We start from the raw sequence: 16896 nt of genomic DNA, 5'->3' as shown, positions 1-16896 counted from the left end.
GCGACAACGACGAGCAGGCTCGGTGTGGCCCCCATCACCACCACACTTGGAGGGTTCATGCGGATCACGGTCACCGTCGACGGCGTGGCCTACAGCGACGAGGTGGAACCGCGCACCCTGCTGGTCCACCACCTCCGCGAACGACTCGGCAAGACCGGCACCGTCGTGGGCTGCGACACCAGCAACTGCGGCGCGTGCACGGTGCACCTCGACGGGCGCAGCGTGAAGTCCTGCTCCGTCCTCGCGGTGCAGGCCGACGGCCGCGAGGTCACCACGATCGAAGGACTGGCCCGCGACGGCGAGCTGCACCCCGTCCAGCAGGCGTTCCACGAGAACCACGCGCTCCAGTGCGGGTTCTGCACCCCCGGCATGATCATGCAGGCCATCGACCTGCTCGGGGACAACCCCGACCCCGACGAGGACGAGGTGCGGCACGGCCTGGAGGGCAACCTCTGCCGCTGCACCGGCTACCAGAACATCGTCCGCGCCGTGCGCGACGCCGCCCGGCGGACCACCCTCGCGGGGGGTGCCGAATGACCGCCACCGCCGAACCCGGGGCCGACGCCCGCGAGGTGGGCAGGCCCCGCCGGCGCAAGGAGGACGCCCGGCTCATCACCGGCGCCACCCGCTGGACCGACAACCTCCAGCTCGGCGGCATGCTGCACCTGGCCGTGCTGCGCAGCCCCGTCGCGCACGCCCGGATCGTCTCGATCGACGTGTCCGAGGCCGTGCGGATGCCCGGCGTGCTCGTCGTGCTCACCGGTCAGGACCTGGCCGACGAGCAGGGCAGCCTGCCGTGCGCGTGGCCGATCACCGAGGACATGCTCGCGCCGCCCGCGCCGTCGCTGGCCGTGGACCGGGTCAACTTCGCCGGCGAGGCGGTCGCGGTGGTCGTGGCCCGCACCGCGGCCGAGGCGCACGACGCGCTCGCCGCGATCGACGTCGACTACGAGGACCTGCCGGTCGTGCTGGACATGGTGAAGGCCGTCGAGGACGACGCCGACCTCGTGCACCCCGAACTGGGCACGAACAAGAGCGCGACCTGGGTGTACGACTCGGCCGAGGCGGGCACCGGGTCCGACGTCGACCGGGTGATCGCCGAGGCCGAGGTGGTCGTCGAGCGCACGTTCCGCCAGCAGCGCCTCATCCCGGCGTTCATGGAACCCCGCTCGGTCGTGGTCGACCCGTCGCCCGGCTCGGTGACGCTGTGGTCGTCCACGCAGGTCCCGCACATCCTGCGGTGGATGCTGTCCGCCGTGCTCGGCATCCCCGAGCAGCAGATCCGGGTCATCGCCCCGGACGTCGGCGGCGGCTTCGGCGGCAAGCTCCAGGTCACGCCCGAGGAGGTGCTGACCCTGCTGGTCGCGCGCCGCCTCGGCAAACCGGTCAAGTGGACCGAGACCCGCACCGAGTCGATGCTGTCCGCGCACCACGGCCGCGACCAGGTGCAGCGCATCACGATCGCGGCCCGCCGCGACGGCACCGTCACCGGCCTCAAGGTGGACCTGCTCGCCGACATGGGCGCGTACCTGCGGCTCATCTCGTCGGGCGTGCCGATCCTGGGCGCGTTCATGTTCAACGCCATCTACAAGTTCCAGGCGTACCGGTTCACCTGCACGAACGTGTTCACGAACAAGGTGCCCACCGACGCCTACCGGGGCGCGGGCCGGCCCGAGGCCACGTTCGCCATCGAGCGGATCATGGACGAGCTGGCCGCCGAACTGGGCATGGACCCGCTGGAGCTGCGCGAGAAGAACTGGATCCGGCACGACGAGTTCCCGTTCACCACCGTCGCCGGCCTGACCTACGACTCGGGCCACTACGAGGCCGCCACCGCCCGCGCCAAGGAGCTGTTCGACTACGACGGGATGCGCGCCGAGCAGGCCGCGCGCCGCGCCGCCGGCGACCCGGTGCAGCTCGGCATCGGCATCTCCACCTACACCGAGATGTGCGGGCTCGCCCCGTCCCGCGTGCTCGGCGCGCTGCGCTACGCGGCCGGCGGCTGGGAGCACGCGGCGATCCGCATGCTGCCCACCGGCAAGGTCGAGCTGATCACCGGCACGTCGCCGCACGGCCAGGGCCACGTGACGGCGTGGAGCCAGATCGTCGCCGACCGGCTCGGCGTGCCCTTCGAGGACGTCGAGGTGCTGCACGGCGACACCCGCGTCGCGCACCGCGGCATGGACAGCTACGGCTCCCGGTCCCTGGCCGTCGGCGGCGTGGCGGTGGTGCTGGCCGCCGACAAGGTGCTGGCCAAGGCCCGCACGATCGCCGCGCACCTCATGGAGGTCGGCGAGGACGACGTCGAGTTCGCCGACGGCGCGTTCTCCGTGCGCGGCACGTCCACGACCATGGCGCTGGCGGACGTGGTGGTCGCCGCGCACGTCGCGCACGACCTGCCCGACGGGGTGGAACCCGGCCTGGACGCCGAGGCCACGTTCGACCCGGACAACTTCTCCTACCCGCACGGCACGCACCTGTGCGCGGTCGAGGTCGACACCGCGACCGGCGCGGTGAAGATCCGCTCGTACGTGTGCGTGGACGACGTCGGCAAGGTGGTCAACCCGCTGATCGTCGAGGGCCAGGTGCACGGCGGCCTGGCGCAGGGCATCGCGCAGGCCCTCTTCGAGGAGGCGGTGCACGACGAGAGCGGCACGCTCACCACCGCCACGTTCGCCGACTACCTGCTGCCGTCCGCGGCGGACCTGCCCCACTTCACCACCGACCGCACCGAGACGCCCGCGACCAGCAACCCGCTCGGCGTGAAGGGCGTCGGCGAGGCGGGCACGATCGCCTCCACGCCCGCCGTGGTCAACGCGGTCGTGGACGCCGTGCGGCACCTGGGCGTGACCGACGTCGAGATGCCGTGCACCCCGATGCGGGTGTGGAAGGCGATCCACCGCGGCGCCACCGCGGACGTGCCCGCCACGCCCGGCGCGGGCGGCGGCCTCGGTTCGCTCGACTCCACCGACGCCAGGGGAGGTGCCCGGTGATCCCGGCCCCGTTCGACTACGTCGCGCCCACCTCGGTGGCCGAGGCCGTGCGCGCCCTGGCCGAGGCCGGCGAGGACGCCAAGGTGCTCGCCGGCGGCCAGAGCCTCATCCCGGTGCTGCGGATGCGGCTGGCCGCGCCCACCGCCGTGATCGACCTGTCCGGGCTGACCGAACTCGTCGGCGTGCACGACGAGGGCGACTCGCTGCGCATCGGCGCGATGACCACGCACCACGAGGTGCAGCGCGACCCGCTGGTGCGCGAGCACGCCCGGCTGCTGCGCCTGGCCACCGACACCGTGGCCGACCCGCAGGTGCGGCACCGCGGCACGTTCGGCGGGTCGCTCGCCCACGCCGACCCGGCCGGCGACCTGCTCGCGCCCGCGCTGGCGCTGGACGCGGTGATGGTGTGCGCCGGTCCGGACGGCACGCGCGAGGTGCCGGCGGCCGAGTTCTTCGTCGACTACTTCACCACCGCGCTCGCCCCCGACGAACTGCTCACCCACGTCAAGGTGCCCAAGCTCAGCGGCTGGGGCGCGCACTACGAGAAGTTCAACCGGGTCGCCCAGGCCTGGTCGATCGTGGCCGTGGCCGCCGCCGTGCGCGTGGTCGACGGCCGGATCGCCGCCGCCCGGGTCGGCCTGACCAACATGGGACCCACCCCGGTGCGGGCCCGCGCCGTGGAGGAGGCGCTGGTCGGGCAGCCCGCGACGGCCGAGGCGATCACCTCCGCCGCCACCCGCGCCGCCGAGGGGACCGACCCGCCCAGCGACGGCAACGCCGACGCCGAGTACCGGTCGCACCTCGCCCGCGTGCTCACCGAACGGGCGGTGACCGCCGCGGTGAGCGCATGAAGCTCGAACACCGGTTCACCGTGCCCGCGCCCGTGCCGGACGTGTGGGAGGCGCTGCTCGACCCGGAGAAGGTGGCCCCGTGCATGCCGGGGGCCACCCTCACCGGCGTCGACGGGCGGAAGTTCACCGGCACCGTGAAGGTGAAGCTCGGGCCGGTCACGCTGCTCTACAAGGGGACCGGCGAGTTCACGTCGGTCGACGAACGCGTGCGCGCGGCCGTGCTCAAGGCGTCCGGCAAGGACACCAGGGGCAACGGCACCGCGTCCGCGACCGTGTCCGTGGCGCTGACCTCGGCCGGCGCGGGCACGGACGTGTCCGTGGTCACCGACCTCAACGTCACCGGTCGGCCCGCCCAGCTCGGCCGGGGTCTGATCAGCGAGGTCAGCGGCCGGATCATCGCCGAGTTCGCCGAATGCCTGGCGACGCGGCTCGCGCCGGCGGAAGCTGAGGAGGTGACTCCCACCCGGACCGCCGCCCAGACCACCACCCGGACCGCCGGCACGCCGCACCTGCGCGCCGTGCCGGACCAGCCGATCGACCTGGTCGGCACCGCCGGCGTGCCCGTGCTCAAGCGGGTGCTGCCGGTCGCGGCCGCGCTGCTGGCCGTGGCGCTGCTCGTGCGCAGGCTCCGCGGGCGGCACCGCTGAACGCCCGCGGCGGGCGGCCGGTCCTCGGGCTGGCCGCCTGCCTGTGCCTGCTGGCCGCGTGCACGGGCTCGCCGGTGGTGATCACGTCCGCGCGCCAGCCGACCGCCACGACCACGTCGGCCGAGCCGGAGCCCCCGTCGTTCACCCTCGCCGCGGGCGGCGACATCCTGATCCACCCCGCCCTGACCGAGCAGGCCGACGCCGACGGCGCGCGCAACTTCGTGCCGCTGCTGGAAGGGCTCCGGGACGCCGTCGACGCCGACGTGTCGATCTGCCACCTGGAGACGCCGCTGTCCGCGCCCGGCGCGCCCACCTACGGCTACCCGGCGTTCAGCGCGCCGCCCGAGGTGGCGTCGGCGCTGAAGGACATCGGCTACGACAGCTGCTCCACCGCCTCCAACCACACCCTCGACCGCGGCGCGCCCGCGATCAGGACCACGCTGGACGCGATGGACGCCGCCGGGCTGAAGCACACCGGCTCGTTCCGCACGCCCGAGGAGTCCGCCACACCGCTGCTGCTCGACGTGAAGGGCGTGAAGGTCGGGCACATCGCGTTCACCTACGGGTTCAACGGCATCCCGCTGCCCCAGCCGTGGATGGCGAACCAGCTCTCGGTCGACGGCGTGCTGGCGGCGGCGCGGGCGGCGAAGGAGGCCGGCGCGGAGGTCGTCGTCGCCAGCCTGCACTGGGGCAACGAGTACCAGCACGAGGCGACGCCGGAGCAGCGCGAGATGGCCAGGGCGCTGCTCGCCGACCCGGCCGTGGACCTGATCATCGGCACGCACGTGCACGCCGTGCAGCCGATCGAGCAGATCGGCGGCAAGTGGGTCGTCTACGGCATGGGCAACGAGGTGGCCCGCCACTCCGAGCCGCGCGGCATCACCGAGGAGGGCATCGTCACCCGCTTCACGTTCGTGAAGGGACCGTCCGGCTGGACCGCCCGAGAGGCGTCGTACATCCCGACGCTGGTCGAGTTCGGCCCGCCGATCCGCGTCGTGGACCTGACCCGGGTGCCCGCCAACCCGCGCCGCACCGAAGCCCTCGACCGCACCGACGGCGTCGTGCGCAGCCTCGGCGCGCCCATCGCCCACCCCTGACGCCGGGTCCGGGGTGGGCGGCGGCTCCCGTCAGGTCGTCAGCTCCGTGCTGTTGTGGCGCACCAGCCGCACCCACGTCCGGATGAACGAGCGCGGGACCCCGACGTTGTCCCCGCGCACCGCCTCCAGGGTCTGCCGGTTCTCGTCCAGGCTGTTGGACCGCTCGCGGTTGGACAGGCCGGCGGGCGTTTCGAGGAGCGTTTCGCTGCCGGGCAGGTTCGGGTCCTGCGAGTTGGCGATGGCGTACCCACCGGTGATGCGCCAGGTCTTCCGGCCGCGGGTCTCCACGTCCTGGTCGAACCGCGCCTTGCCTCCGTTGCCCTGGTACACCGCGGCCCACGCGTTCTTGGCGGACTCCAGGTCGCGGACCGGCTGCTTGTTCCGCGTCGCCCACTCGTGCAGGAGGGTCTCCGGGTCGTCGGCGAAGGACCTGGCCAGCTCGGCGCCCAGCACCGTGATCTCCAACTTCCGGTCGACGTACCCGAAGTCGCCGGCGAAGGTCCGGACCAGCACCGGGTAGGCGCGTTGCGCGTCCTCGACGGTGAACGGGACCCGCCGCCTCGGGGCCGGGGTCGAGTGCCAGACCAGGTCGTCCACCCACGAGACGTAGGTGTACTCCTTCCCGGTGACCCCGCCGCTCACCGGACCGGTGTCCTTGCCGCGCAGCGCCTCACGGGCGACGGCCAGGTCCTTGAGGTAGCCGGCGGGGACGTTGCGCTGCTGCCACTGCGCCCGCTTCGCGCTCGGCTCCTCCAGGTCGGCGAACCACTCGGTCGCCTCCATCGGCCTTGTGTTGGCGAAGATCAGGTTCGCGAAGACGTTGATGCCGGCGCTGTCCTTGTGGAACGCCGGGCGCTCGTTCGACCCGGTCCGGTCCGGGTAGTAGTTCGCCTCCACGGCGACGACGTACTGGTTGTCCGTGAACCAGTCCTGGTTGCGCAGGTAGTCCCACTGCCCGTTGCGCACCATGAACGTCTCGAGGAACCCGATGACGGCTTCCGAGAGCCCGTCGGTTTGCCGGGCGTAGTCGCTCTCCTTGAACCACATGGGCTTGTTGTGCGCGTAGTAGGCCGTGCAGAGGTCCGCGGTGGTGTCTGCCAACGTCTTGCGGTCGGTCGTGGCGACGAACCCCTCGAAGGACTTCCGTAAGAACTCGGCCAGCCCGGCCCAGACCTGCACTTCCTCCGGGGTGAGGATCTTGGACAGGTTCCCGGTGTCCATGAGCAGCGAGTGCAACGTCCTCGCGGTGGACCCGTGCGCGGCGTCTACGGACATGGCGGTGCCTCCGTGGCGGTGGGGGGATCGGCGGCCCAGCGTACGTCCGGACCCGCTCCTTCCCCCGTGCCTGCCCGCAAGTCTGCCCCCGTGGGCAGGCCGGAGCCGTCACCGCACGTCGCGCACGCGCTCCAGGCGGGCCAGCCGGCGGGCGGTGGTGGTGGGGTCGGCGGCGGTACGCGCGATGTACGAGCGTGATCGCATCGTCGGCCCCACCGTGTTCCCGGACCCGACCTTCGTGCCGCAGTCGGACGAACCGCCGGGACGCGACCACCCCTCCGGGCGGCGAGTTCCCGGGGCACGCCCCGCCGGGGCGGTCGTAGGATCGGACCCCTGGAAGCCGGCGAGGGGGTGATGTGGTGCTCGACAGGTTCCGCGACCCGGTGCTGACCGCGAAGGAGACCGCCCGGCACCTCCTCATCCCGCAGCGGACGCTGAACCACTGGTTGGCCGAGGAGGCAGGCGGCGCACCCCTGGTGCACCGGGTGCCGCCGGAGCGCCGCGGTTGGCCGACGGTGCCGTTCGTGGCCGTGGTCGAGGCGTACGTCCTGCGGTCGCTTCGCGATCTCGGCCTCACGAAGCGGAAGATCAGGGACGCGGCGGCCGCGGTGCGACGGGAGTTCGGCACCGCCTACGGACTGGCCACGAAGAAGATCGTCACGGACGGTGTCGACATCTTCCTCGACTACGCCGACGGCGACCTGGCCCGGGTCGGGGACCAGCAGCGTCCGATCAGAGAGGTGCTCGACGGTTACCTCCGGTACATCTCGTGGGACGCGGACGACGAGTTCGCCTCCTCGTTGAGGTTGCGGCAGTACCCGGACAACGCACCGGTGGTCATCGACCCGAGGTTCGGGCACGGCGCACCGGTCACCCAGGAGAACCGGGTGCCGGTCGACGCGATCGTCGAGATGTGGTTGGCGGGTGATTCGCTGAAGGACGTCGCGTACGAGTACGACCTGGCCCCGGAGCAGGTCGAGGCGATCTGTCGGGCCGCGCAGCGTGTCGCCGCTTGAGTTCTTCCTCGACCGCGGCCTGGGACGCGGGCGCGCCCCTGGTGGCGCACTCCGCCGCTCTCTTCTACTTGAACAACCAGCAACTCCGCCGTGAGGAGATGATCGTTCGCCTCCAACGCGCCCGGTCGGTTGTCGACCACGCGGTCGGAAGGGGCGGACCGGCCATCTACGCGGTCGGGGAGTCCGGGATCCGGCGTACCTGGCCTTGAGCCGCACCGGTCACCGGTCCAGCACCGCCCGGACGCGCTCCAGGCGGGCCAGCCAGCGGGCGGTGGTGGTGGGGTCGGCGGCGAAGTCGGCGAAGCGGTCCGGTTTCGGGGCGTGCGCGGGCACGGGGAGGTGGCCGTCCACCGGCAGCAGGGAGTCGGTGGTCACGTCGCCGTCCATCAGCGACAGCGTGGCCAGCCCGCACGCGAAGTCCAGCTCCGGCAGCGCGGCGGCCAGCGCCAGCCCGGCCGCCATGCCGACCGAGGTCTCCACCGCCGACGACACCACGCACGGCAGCCCGCACGCCTCCGCCACGGCCAACGCCCGCCGCACCCCGCCCAGCGGCGCGACCTTGATCACCGCCACGTCCGCCGCGCCCGCCACCGCCACCTTCAACGGGTCCTCCGCCCGCCGGATCGACTCGTCCGCCGCGATCCGCACGTCCACCCGCCGCCGCACCGCCGCCAGCTCCTCGATCGACGGGCACGGCTGCTCGACGTACTCCAGCCCACCCGCCGCGCGGTCCAGCTCGCGGATCGCCGCGACCGCCGTGTCGACGTCCCAGGCCATGTTCGCGTCGACCCGGATCGCGCCGGACGGACCGAGCGCGTCCCGCACCGCCTCGACACGGGCCAGGTCGTCGGCGAGCGGCGTGCCGGGATCGGCGACCTTCACCTTGGCCGTGGCGCAGCCGGAGCGGGCGACGATGTCGTGCGCGCGTTCCGGGGAGACGACGGGAACCGTGCAGTTGACCGGGATCCGCGACCGGACCGGCGCAGGCCAACCCCGTTCGACGGCCTCCACCGCGCACGCCAGCCAGGGCGCGCACTCGTCGTCTGAGTAGTCGAGGAACGGGCAGAACTCACCCCACCCCGCAGGCCCTTCCAGCAGCACGCCTTCGCGCACCGTGATGCCGCGGAACCGGTTGCGCATCGGGATCGAGTAGACGAGCACCGGGGAAGCTTAGGGCGGGCCTGCTCAGCGAGCCGCGAGGAACGCCGCGAACGCCCGCCGGCTGAACGTCAACACCGGGCTCCGGTCACCCAGCTTCGAGTCGCGCACGCCGACCAGGCCAGGGGAGGACCCGACCTCGACGCAGCCGTTCTGAGCCTGGCTGTAGGACGACTTGCGCCAGCCGACCTCGACGCAGCCGTTCGCCGACTCGCTGTAGGACGACTTCCGCCACTGGAACTCCACGTCGATCACAAATCCTTCATAGTCTTCCTGACCCAGCCGGGGAAGTGTTCCGGCTTGTCCGCGCGGACCCGCAAGCGGGTCAACACATCGCGGTAGGCCGACACCTGCGCGGGATCTTCGTAGTAGATGCCCCTGACGCGGGTCTCGGTGTAGACGCAGCCGGGATCATGTGCCACCTCCGAGGGAAAGGTCAGCACGGTGAACGGACCCTCGGTTCCAGTATGCGCACCGGCGGAGGCGGGGAGTACCTGCATCTCGACGTTCGGGTCCTCCCGCCGCTCCAGCAGGTGCGCCAGCTGGGCCTTCAGGACATCCCGGCCGCCGACCTCCAGGCGCAGCGCGGCCTCGGAGATCACCGCCCACACCTGCGGCGCGTCCTCCTGGTCGAGCACTTCCTCCTGCCGCGCGATGCGCAGCTCGACCCGGCGCGCCACCTCCGTGTTCGACAGGCTCGGATCGCCGTCGCGGATGATGGCGCGGGCGTAGTCGGGGGTCTGGAACAGGCCGGGCACGACGATGGCGTCCCAGCTCTCGATCTTCACCGCCGACGACTCCAGGCCGAGGAACAGCTTGAAGTACTCGGGCACCGTGGACTCGTCGAACCCGATCCACCAGTCGCGGCCCTTCTTGGCACGCGTCCGCAGCTCCAGGAAGAACTCCGACCGCTCCGGCACGCCGTACAGCTCCAGCAGCCGCTCCAGCTCCAACGGCTTGGGCAGCGACCGCGCCGTCTCGATGTGCCCGATGTTCTGCACGCTGCCCTTGATCGACTTCGCCGCCTCGTCCCGGCTGATGCCGGCGTCCTCGCGGAGCTTGCGCAGTTCGAAGGCGACCCAGCGCTTGAGCACGGTCGGGCTGGTGGAGGACGCGACCACGGTGAACCTTTCACTCGCTTGAGCGATCCCATTCAGAGTGCACTCGCTTGTAGTGTGCTCCAAACTGGGCATCCAGATCCTGGAAAGATACTCCAGCCGCCGTCGCGGGAAGGGGATTCAGCGTGTTCACGAACGGTGGAATCGCGGTCGACTCGTGGGTCCGGGTCGAGGAGCAGTGCTCGATCGAGTCGGAGGTGGTCGGCGACGAGGTGCAGGTCACCTTCAGCGGCCGGCGCGGCGGCGAGCTGAGCATGGTCGTCACCGAGGCCGGCCTGGAGAAGGTGGTCGAGCACTTCCGGCGAGCGCTCGACCAAATCCGGTCAGCCGAGGTCGGGGAGCCGGGGGCCGAGTAGGTCGTCGGCGTCCACGATCCGGTACGCGTAGCCCTGCTCCGCGAGGAACCGCTGGCGGTGGGCGGCGTAGTCGGTGTCCAGCGTGTCCCGCGACACGACCGAGTAGAAGTGCGCCTGCCGCCCGTCGCCCTTGGGCCGCAGCAACCGGCCGAGCCGCTGCGCCTCCTCCTGCCGCGACCCGAACGTGCCCGACACCTGCACGGCCACCGACGCCTCGGGCAGGTCGATGGAGAAGTTCGCCACCTTCGACACCACCAGCGTCCGCAGCTCGCCGCGCCGGAACCGGTCGAACAGGGCCTCGCGCTCCTTGTTCTTGGTCGAGCCCTGGATGACCGGCGCGTCCAGCGCCTCGCCCAGCGACTCCAGCTGGTCCAGGTACGCGCCGATGACCAGCGTCGGCTCGTCCGGGTGCCGGTCGAGGATGGCCTTGACCACCGGCAGCTTCGTCCGCGCCGTGGAGCACAGCTTGTAGCGCTCCTCCGGCTCGGCCGTGGCGTACTCCAGCCGCTCGTTGTCGGTCAGCGTCACCCGGACCTCGGTGCACTCGGCGGGCGCGATCCAGCCCTGCGCCTCGATGTCCCGCCACGGCACGTCGTACCGCTTGGGGCCGATCAGCGAGAACACGTCGCCCTCCTGGCCGTCCTCGCGCACCAGCGTCGCGGTCAGCCCCAGCCGTCGCCGCGACTGGAGGTCGGCGGTCATCCGGAACACCGGCGCGGGCAGCAGGTGCACCTCGTCGTAGACGATCAGGCCCCAGTCCCGCGAGTCGAACAGCTCCAGGTGCTTGTACTCGCCCTTCGACTTGCGGGTGATCACCTGGTAGGTCGCGATGGTGACCGGCCGGATCTCCTTGCGCTCGCCGGAGTACTCGCCGATCTCGTCCTCGGTCAACGACGTCCGCGCCACCAGCTCGCGCTTCCACTGCCGACCGGCCACGGTGTTCGTGACCAGGATCAACGTGGTGGCCCCCGCCTCGGCCATCGCCGCCGCGCCGACCAGCGTCTTGCCCGCGCCGCACGGCAGCACGACCACGCCCGAGCCGCCCGCCCAGAACGCCTGCGCCGCCAGCCGCTGGTAGTCGCGCAGCTGCCAGCCGTCCTCGACCAGGTCGATCGGGTGCGCCTCGCCGTCCACGTACCCGGCCAGGTCCTCCGCCGGCCAGCCGATCTTGAGCAGCAGCTGCTTGAGCCGGCCGCGTTCGCTGGGGTGCACCACGACGGTGTCCTCGTCGACCCGCGCGCCGAGCATCGGCTTGACCTTCTTGTGCCGGAGCACCTCCTCCAGCACCGCGCGGTCCAGCGAGTTCAGCACCAGGCCGTGCGCCGGGTGGTTGGCGAGCTGGAGCCGGCCGAACCGGCCCATCGTGTCGACCACGTCCACCAGCAGCGGCTGCGGCACGGGGTAGCGGGAGTAGCGGACGAGCGCGTCGACCACCTGCTCGGCGTCGTGGCCCGCGGCCCGGGCGTTCCACAGCGCCAGCGGCGTGATGCGGTAGGTGTGGACGTGCTCGGGGGCGCGTTCCAGCTCGGCGAACGGCGCGATGGCGGTGCGCGCGTCGTCCGACAGCGGGTGCTCGACCTCCAGGAGCAGGGTCTTGTCCGACTGGACGATCAGAGGGCCGTCGGTCACTGGTGCGCGCTCCTGTCGCTTGGTGTCCTTCAAGTGTGCATACCGCGTGCAAGTCGGTAGCGGACGGTACGCGGGGGTCAACCCAACGCTTACGGACTCGGTTCGGTAAAGCCGGGTACGGCCGTGTGGCGCAGCGGATAGCGTCCCTGCGCCCCGCCACGCGACCCTACGCGCGGATGCATCAGGGGCTTCCCCGATGAAGAAGGTCCACCTCATGAGCACGGACATGCCCGCGTCCGCCCCGCAGTACCAGAACGGCCCGCAGTACCAGGGCGCTCCCGCCCCGCAGTACCAGAACGCGCCGCAGCCCGGTCAGATTCCGCCCGCGCCGAAGAAGAAGGGCATCCTCGCGCGCATCCTGACTGCGGTGATCGGCCTGGTCGTGGCGGGTGTCGTGGTCTACGGCATCAACTACTTCACCAGCGACGCGGCCCAGTCCAAGGCGGGCGACTGCGCCAGCCTCACCGGCACCAACAGCAACCCCGACTTCAAGACCGTGGACTGCGGCGCGGCCGAGGCGAACTACACCATCGGCAAGGTGCTCAAGCTCAACGAGTCGTGCGGTGAGAACTACGACGAGTACACCGAGACGGCCCGCCGCGGCCCCGACACCAAGGTCTGCCTGGTGCCGAACCTGGTCGAGGGCAGCTGCTACGACGTCGAGGACACCACGCAGATGGGCTACCCGGCCGTCGACTGCGGCAAGCCCGGCGTCTACAAGCTGACCAAGCTGGTCAAGGGCAGCGCGGACGAGAGCGCCTGCACCGACGCCGTGCCGCTGCTGTTCCCGGAGCCGAAGACGACGTTCTGCTTCGCGCCCGCCGAGAACGCCTGACGCGTCGTTCCCTGATCCGCTCGCGGGTGCGCGTGGCGCTACCTTTTGGACACCACGCGCACCCGTCCAGCGAGGATTGATCATGAGCAACGAGCCGAGTCGACCCGCCGACGACGTGCCGACCGGGGGCGACCCCTCCGCCCGGCCCGACGTGCCGCCCGCCGATGCCGAGCGCATCGCCGCCGCCGAGGAGGCCGCCGCGTCGGCGCAGGAGCGGCGGCTCTCCAGCCCGGCGTCGTCCGGGCTCGCCTCCGGCTCCCCGGACGCCGGCCCCGACCTGACGCCCGAGCCGGGCGCCGGCGCTCGGGAACGCCCGGTGCCGGGCAACGAACCGACCACTCCCGCCGGCCCGACCGCCGTGCCGGGCGCACGCCCCGTCCCCGCCTCCGACCCGGCCGCCGCACCGGGCCCGGTCCAGGACGAGTCGCCCGCCGGATCGGCCTCCGCCGACGCCGACCCCGTCGCCGGCCGGCAGCCCTCCGGCGCGTCGGCGGACGGTGGCGGGGACCGGCCGGGCGCCGGCGGCACCGGGCGGAAGGTGCTCATCGCGGTGCTGGTCCTGCTCCTGATCGGCATCGCGGCCTACGGCGTGTACCGCCTGACCGGCGACTCCCGCGCCGAGGTCGGCGACTGCGTCAGCGTCACCTCCGAGGGTGACGACCGCGCCAAGGTCGAGTCCCACGACTGCGCCTCCGACGAGGCGTCCTTCCAGGTCGGCAAGCTCCTCGACGCGGCCGACGCCGCCTGCCCGGAGGAAGGGCTCTACACCGAGATCGTCCCGGTCGGCGACAACCACAAGCTCTGCCTCCTGCCCAACATGACCGAGGGCGGCTGCTACAAGCCCGACGAGGGCACCGGCTTCGTCAAGACCCCGTGCACCGGCCCGGAGACCATCAAGGTGACCAAGGTCGTCAAGGGCTCCACCGACCTGGAGGCGTGCCCGGACGGCGCGGGCATGTCCTACCCCGAGCCGGCCGTCACGTACTGCCTCGAACCGGCCGAGATGTGACCCCTGCCGGGTGACAGCGCTCAACCCGGCGCGCGGCCGTGCCGATGTCCTGGACCATGCGGAAGATCAGGTTGGTGGTCGGCGCGGTCGCGCTCGTGGTGGCGGGCGCGTTCGCGGTCACGCTGATCGGCGGCGGCCCCGACGGTCCCGAGCCGGGCGTGTGCGCGCACCTCGAACGGGCCGACGAGGGCGCTGCCTACCGGGCGCTCGACTGCGCCTCCGAGCAGGCCAACGTGCGCGTGGCCAAGGTGGTGGACGACGCCTCGCAGTGCCCGCGCGGCGGCGCGCCGTACACGGTCTTCACCCGCTCGGCCACGCTGTGCCTGATCCCCAACTTCGTGGAGGGCTCCTGCTACCTGGGCGACCGCACGGCCGGGATGCGCAAGGTCGACTGCACCACGGCCCAGGCCGTCCGGGTGGCGGGCGTGGCCCGCGAGCCCGTCGAGTGCGCGAAGGGGCAGAAGCTGACCTACCCCGAGCCGCCCGTCACGTTCTGCCTGGTCCCCGCCACCGACATGGGCTGAAACCGGTGCGCCCGCGCCGTGCCCGGGGGTAGGTTCCGCTCGCCGGAATCGAGAGGAACACCAGGTGACCACGCCCCCCAACCAGCCGACCCCAGGCCAGCCCACCCCCGACGGGCCGCAGGGGTTCCCGCCACCCCAGCAGCCGGGCTGGGGTTCGCCGTCGTCGCCGCAGGGCTTCCCGGCCCCCGGCCAACCGTACCCCGGCCAGCCGTACCCGCCGGGTCAGTACCAGCCCATGCCCGGCTACCAGGGCCAACCGCCGCAGTACGCCCAGCCCCAGTACCCGCAGCCCCAGTACCCGCAGCCCCAGTACCCGCAGCCGGGCCAGTACGGCGCACCGGGCCAGTACGCCGCGCCGGGCCAGTACGCCGCGCCGGGCCAGCCCGGTCAGCCCGGTTACCCGCAGCAGTTCCCGCCGCCCGCCAAGGGCACGTCCCGCGGCGCGAAGGCCCTGGTCGCCGTGGTCGCGCTGGGCATCGTGGGCGTGGTCGTCGCGGGCATCATCGCCAACGTCACCGGCCCCGCGGGCGCGGAGGCGGGCGACTGCATCAAGGTGATCTCGGCCAGCGTCACGGACGCCGACGTGGAGAAGATCGACTGCTCCTCCGGCGAGGCCGCGTTCAAGGTGGCCGCCAACCTGGACAGCAGCACCGACTCCTGCCCGGACGGCGACTACGCCGAGTACACCGACAGCGGCGGACGGCGCAGCAACGGCTTCAAGCTGTGCCTGATGCTCAACGCCGCCGAGGGCGACTGCTTCAAGCAGGAGGGCTCGATTGTGGCCGCCAAAACGACCAAGGTCGCCTGCGATTCGGGCGCGACCTACAAGGTGGGCAAGGTCGTCACCGGCCGCGCGGACGAGAACGAGTGCGAGAGCGGCGACACCGTGTCCGTTTACTCACAGCCCGCTACGACGATCTGCCTGACCGAAGCCTGAATCGAAAATAGGGGGCCTTCCGCAATGGGAAGGCCCCCTAACGCGATGACGGTGCGTCAGTTGGTGGTTCCGGGCGGCAACAACCCGCCCACGTCCAACCGCTCCGGCAACACCTCTTCGGTGTCCATCATGTCCGCGACGCGCTGGAGCCGGATCGGGTTGAGCGACAGCGGGAACGTGCCCACCGACACCAGCGCCGCGGTCCGCTGGTCCACGTCCATGTAGCCGGTCAGCGCGTTCTGCACGGACAGCTTGTCGTTGGACGCCGCCTCCTGCGCGTCCCGCAGGACCTGCCGGAACAGCGCCAGCGTGCGCGGGTTGTCGTCGGCGAACTTCTTGCTCGACGCGTACCCGGACATGGGGAAGTCCTTGGTCGGGCCGACCGCGGTGTCGGTGAGGATGCGCGCGCCGGAGCCGCTCTGCGCCTGCGTGATGTACGGCTCGGTCATCCACGCCGCGTCGACCTGCTTGGCCTCCATGGCCGTGACCATCTGCTCGAACGGCATCTCGACCGGCCTGATCCGCTGCTTCTCCACCCCGGCCGTCTTGAGCACGGCCTTCGTGGTCAGCGCGCCGACGTCGCCGGTCGAGGGCACCGCGATCCGCGGGCTGGCCAGCTTGCCGGGGCTGTCGTAGTTCTCGTCGAGCGTGACCAGCGCCATCGTGTTCGCGCCCGCCTGGTACGCCTCGCCCTGGAGCTGGAGCTGGGTGCCCTCGGCGTAGGCGCGGAACAGCGTGACGTGCGTCGCCCAGGTCAGGTCGAGCGTGGTGCCGAGCTGCTTGACGCCCTCTTCCTCGCTGTTCAGCGGCACGAGCTGCACCTGCAGGCCCGCCTTCTCGAACACCTTGTTGTTGAAGGCGAGGCGCAGCGGCGCCACGTCCACCACCGGGAGCACGCCAATGCGCAGCGTGGTGCGTTCCACGTCGGGGCGGCTGTTCCCGTCGGTGCCGGGCAGCAGTCCGCACGCCGTCAAGGTCGCGGCACAGGCGAACAACGCTGCCGCACGTCGCAGAACACGCGCTGGGGTAGGCATGGCACCTCTCGCCGGGATGACCTCGAGAGCGGGGTCTTTTTGATCAACGAATATTTCGACGCACTTGTCGATGCCGGGATGGTAACCACCCAGAGGTATGAAACGACAGTCCTGCTCCGATACGGTGAGTGCTTCCGGAGTCTTCCCCGGGACCGGGGGCGGGCACTACGCTCCCCGCCTGGTGGCACAGGTCGTCGCTGACTGTCGTGCCCCGGCGGCGGAGGGTGGGGTGACTAGCCGGCACCACGGCTCCTGTGCTGCAATTCGGCCCGATTTCGAGTCCATGCTTCGGTCCGTGGGGGAGAGGCCGGGGAACACTGCTGCCGGAAGAGGAAGCCCAGGGTGGCCCGTCGAGAGAGAGGTCCCAGCCAGACAGGCGTGGGGATTCCACCGCGCTCCGAAAGGCCCGGAACGGGT

17 protein-coding genes are annotated in these 16896 nt (G+C 71.7%); 11 read left to right on the top strand and 6 right to left on the bottom strand.

Features of this window, described 5'->3' with window-relative positions; translation table 11 throughout:
* The first annotated feature begins 57 nt into the window (after positions 1–57).
* The 5 genes from ACWEFJ_RS25715 to ACWEFJ_RS25695 are packed head-to-tail and all read left to right on the top strand — an operon-like array spanning position 58 to position 5588.
* Positions 58–537, top strand: coding sequence for a (2Fe-2S)-binding protein (locus ACWEFJ_RS25715; protein ID WP_378083714.1), 480 nt, complete (start codon positions 58–60; stop codon positions 535–537).
* Positions 534–2993, top strand: coding sequence for a xanthine dehydrogenase family protein molybdopterin-binding subunit (locus tag ACWEFJ_RS25710; RefSeq protein ID WP_378083711.1), 2460 nt, complete (start codon positions 534–536; stop codon positions 2991–2993). The genes ACWEFJ_RS25715 and ACWEFJ_RS25710 overlap by 4 nt, the downstream gene beginning before the upstream one ends.
* Positions 2990–3844 carry an FAD binding domain-containing protein gene (locus tag ACWEFJ_RS25705; RefSeq protein WP_378083708.1) on the top strand — a complete coding sequence of 285 codons (855 nt, stop codon included), beginning with the start codon at positions 2990–2992 and terminating at the stop codon, positions 3842–3844. The genes ACWEFJ_RS25710 and ACWEFJ_RS25705 overlap by 4 nt, the downstream gene beginning before the upstream one ends.
* A complete protein-coding gene (locus tag ACWEFJ_RS25700) occupies positions 3841–4491 on the top strand; it encodes an SRPBCC family protein (RefSeq protein WP_378083706.1) in 651 nt (216 codons plus the stop codon). The genes ACWEFJ_RS25705 and ACWEFJ_RS25700 overlap by 4 nt, the downstream gene beginning before the upstream one ends.
* The gene (locus ACWEFJ_RS25695) at positions 4488–5588 is read left to right on the top strand and encodes a CapA family protein (protein ID WP_378083814.1); all 1101 of its coding nucleotides are present in this window, start codon (positions 4488–4490) and stop codon (positions 5586–5588) included. Before ACWEFJ_RS25700 ends, ACWEFJ_RS25695 begins: the two co-directional genes overlap by 4 nt.
* A 30-nt stretch (positions 5589–5618) precedes the next feature.
* Here ACWEFJ_RS25695 and ACWEFJ_RS25690 read toward each other — a convergent pair whose 3' ends face one another.
* Complete coding sequence (locus ACWEFJ_RS25690; protein WP_449715308.1) at positions 5619–6863, bottom strand: hypothetical protein; 1245 nt, start codon at positions 6861–6863, stop codon at positions 5619–5621.
* A gap of 359 nt (positions 6864–7222) precedes the next feature.
* Here ACWEFJ_RS25690 and ACWEFJ_RS25685 point away from each other — a divergent pair, with 359 nt between their 5' ends.
* Positions 7223–7879, top strand: a complete 657-nt coding sequence (locus ACWEFJ_RS25685; protein WP_378083702.1) for a DUF433 domain-containing protein — start codon at positions 7223–7225, stop codon at positions 7877–7879.
* A 219-nt stretch (positions 7880–8098) separates the two neighbouring features.
* On the opposite strand, the gene ACWEFJ_RS25680 is transcribed toward ACWEFJ_RS25685, so the two are convergent.
* The 3 genes from ACWEFJ_RS25680 to ACWEFJ_RS25670 are packed head-to-tail and all read right to left on the bottom strand — an operon-like array spanning position 8099 to position 10158.
* On the bottom strand, positions 8099–9040 hold the full coding sequence (locus ACWEFJ_RS25680; RefSeq protein WP_449715307.1) for an o-succinylbenzoate synthase: 942 nt from the start codon (positions 9038–9040) through the stop codon (positions 8099–8101).
* Positions 9041–9064: 24 nt separating this feature from the next.
* Positions 9065–9292, bottom strand: coding sequence for a DUF397 domain-containing protein (locus ACWEFJ_RS25675; RefSeq protein WP_449715306.1), 228 nt, complete (start codon positions 9290–9292; stop codon positions 9065–9067).
* Complete coding sequence (locus ACWEFJ_RS25670; RefSeq protein ID WP_449715305.1) at positions 9289–10158, bottom strand: helix-turn-helix domain-containing protein; 870 nt, start codon at positions 10156–10158, stop codon at positions 9289–9291. The genes ACWEFJ_RS25675 and ACWEFJ_RS25670 overlap by 4 nt, the downstream gene beginning before the upstream one ends.
* 122 nt (positions 10159–10280) lie before the next feature.
* Between ACWEFJ_RS25670 and ACWEFJ_RS25665 the strand changes: the two genes are divergently transcribed.
* A complete protein-coding gene (locus ACWEFJ_RS25665; RefSeq protein ID WP_449715304.1) occupies positions 10281–10511 on the top strand; it encodes a hypothetical protein in 231 nt (76 codons plus the stop codon).
* On the opposite strand, the gene ACWEFJ_RS25660 is transcribed toward ACWEFJ_RS25665, so the two are convergent.
* Complete coding sequence (locus tag ACWEFJ_RS25660; RefSeq protein WP_378083692.1) at positions 10479–12140, bottom strand: DNA repair helicase XPB; 1662 nt, start codon at positions 12138–12140, stop codon at positions 10479–10481. The two genes, ACWEFJ_RS25665 and ACWEFJ_RS25660, sit on opposite strands and share 33 nt — an antisense overlap.
* Before the next feature lie 214 nt (positions 12141–12354).
* Between ACWEFJ_RS25660 and ACWEFJ_RS25655 the strand changes: the two genes are divergently transcribed.
* The 4 genes from ACWEFJ_RS25655 to ACWEFJ_RS25640 all read left to right on the top strand — a co-directional run bounded on the left by ACWEFJ_RS25655 (position 12355) and on the right by ACWEFJ_RS25640 (position 15445).
* A complete protein-coding gene (locus ACWEFJ_RS25655; RefSeq protein ID WP_378083691.1) occupies positions 12355–12975 on the top strand; it encodes an LppU/SCO3897 family protein in 621 nt (206 codons plus the stop codon).
* Between the two features lie 82 nt (positions 12976–13057).
* Positions 13058–13984 carry an LppU/SCO3897 family protein gene (locus tag ACWEFJ_RS25650; protein WP_449715303.1) on the top strand — a complete coding sequence of 309 codons (927 nt, stop codon included), beginning with the start codon at positions 13058–13060 and terminating at the stop codon, positions 13982–13984.
* A 56-nt stretch (positions 13985–14040) separates the two neighbouring features.
* Positions 14041–14508, top strand: a complete 468-nt coding sequence (locus tag ACWEFJ_RS25645; RefSeq protein ID WP_378083686.1) for an LppU/SCO3897 family protein — start codon at positions 14041–14043, stop codon at positions 14506–14508.
* A gap of 64 nt (positions 14509–14572) precedes the next feature.
* A complete protein-coding gene (locus tag ACWEFJ_RS25640) occupies positions 14573–15445 on the top strand; it encodes an LppU/SCO3897 family protein (protein ID WP_449715302.1) in 873 nt (290 codons plus the stop codon).
* 56 nt (positions 15446–15501) lie between these two features.
* Here the strand turns inward: ACWEFJ_RS25640 and ACWEFJ_RS25635 are convergent, their stop codons facing one another.
* Positions 15502–16368 carry an ABC transporter substrate-binding protein gene (locus ACWEFJ_RS25635; protein ID WP_449715301.1) on the bottom strand — a complete coding sequence of 289 codons (867 nt, stop codon included), beginning with the start codon at positions 16366–16368 and terminating at the stop codon, positions 15502–15504.
* Between the last annotated feature and the right edge of the window lie 528 nt (positions 16369–16896).

It is taken from the genome of Actinosynnema sp. NPDC004786 (genome assembly GCF_053601135.1).
Note: the sequence above shows the minus strand (reverse complement) of the source record. Positions and strands in the feature narration are given on the sequence as shown.

Coding starts and splice junctions, on each gene's coding strand:
- ACWEFJ_RS25715 (WP_378083714.1), top strand. CDS start 58: ATGCGGATCACGGTCACCGTCGACGGCGTGGCCTACAGCGACGAGGTG.
- ACWEFJ_RS25710 (WP_378083711.1), top strand. CDS start 534: ATGACCGCCACCGCCGAACCCGGGGCCGACGCCCGCGAGGTGGGCAGG.
- ACWEFJ_RS25700 (WP_378083706.1), top strand. CDS start 3,841: ATGAAGCTCGAACACCGGTTCACCGTGCCCGCGCCCGTGCCGGACGTG.
- ACWEFJ_RS25690 (WP_449715308.1), bottom strand. CDS start 6,863: ATGTCCGTAGACGCCGCGCACGGGTCCACCGCGAGGACGTTGCACTCG.
- ACWEFJ_RS25655 (WP_378083691.1), top strand. CDS start 12,355: ATGAGCACGGACATGCCCGCGTCCGCCCCGCAGTACCAGAACGGCCCG.
- ACWEFJ_RS25650 (WP_449715303.1), top strand. CDS start 13,058: ATGAGCAACGAGCCGAGTCGACCCGCCGACGACGTGCCGACCGGGGGC.
- ACWEFJ_RS25645 (WP_378083686.1), top strand. CDS start 14,041: ATGCGGAAGATCAGGTTGGTGGTCGGCGCGGTCGCGCTCGTGGTGGCG.